Annotated in this window: 1 pseudogene; it reads right to left on the reverse strand. The window is 61.7% G+C overall.

The features are described from left to right. Positions 1-603, reverse strand: a pseudogene (locus tag EOA22_RS37965) (SIR2 family protein); the annotation flags it as partial.

A 603-nucleotide genomic window follows, 5' to 3' on the forward strand; every position in this document is an offset into this window, starting at 1 on the left:
AGCGGTTGATTTGCGAGGAGCGACCGACAAGAAACGGCCTGTAGGTTTCCTCGTCGGCGACGGCCAACACCGCGCAGCCATGAAATTTGATGATTTGACCGGTAAGCTCCGGCTGACGAAGATCCTCGGCGCGAACGCAGACCACGAGCTTGGGAACGCCTCCCGTCAGTTCGGCAACAGCCTTCTCGACCAGTCCGTCCCAGTTCGCCGTGGCGATGCTGGACGCACTGCCCTCGAGAACTAGAATGCCCATACATAGATGCTCGACATCGGGTTCGATGGCGGGGTTCGCGAAGGTGGCGGGGACGCCCACGCCGTCCCACAGCAAATAGTCATCGGCCTTGCCGGCAACGGTGACGTCGAGCAGCCGAGCATAATTGTTGGTCAGCCGCGCGACAATGGCGGCCTGGTCCGGCCAAGCGGCGAAGCCAAGGGTGAAATCGACCCTTGCCCATTCGTCGGCCGACAGCGGGGCGAGGCCGAGGGCACGCTTGAGGGCTATGTTATAGGGGCAGTTGGGGTTGGCCGGATCGCTCTGCTGGCGCAGAAACTCCATCACACGCACGATGATGTGCTTCAGGCCATCTACCCGTCCGAATGAGA

This window comes from Mesorhizobium sp. M7A.F.Ca.US.014.04.1.1, from assembly GCF_003998745.1.
GTDB classification, from domain to species: Bacteria; Pseudomonadota; Alphaproteobacteria; order Rhizobiales; family Rhizobiaceae; genus Mesorhizobium; species Mesorhizobium ciceri.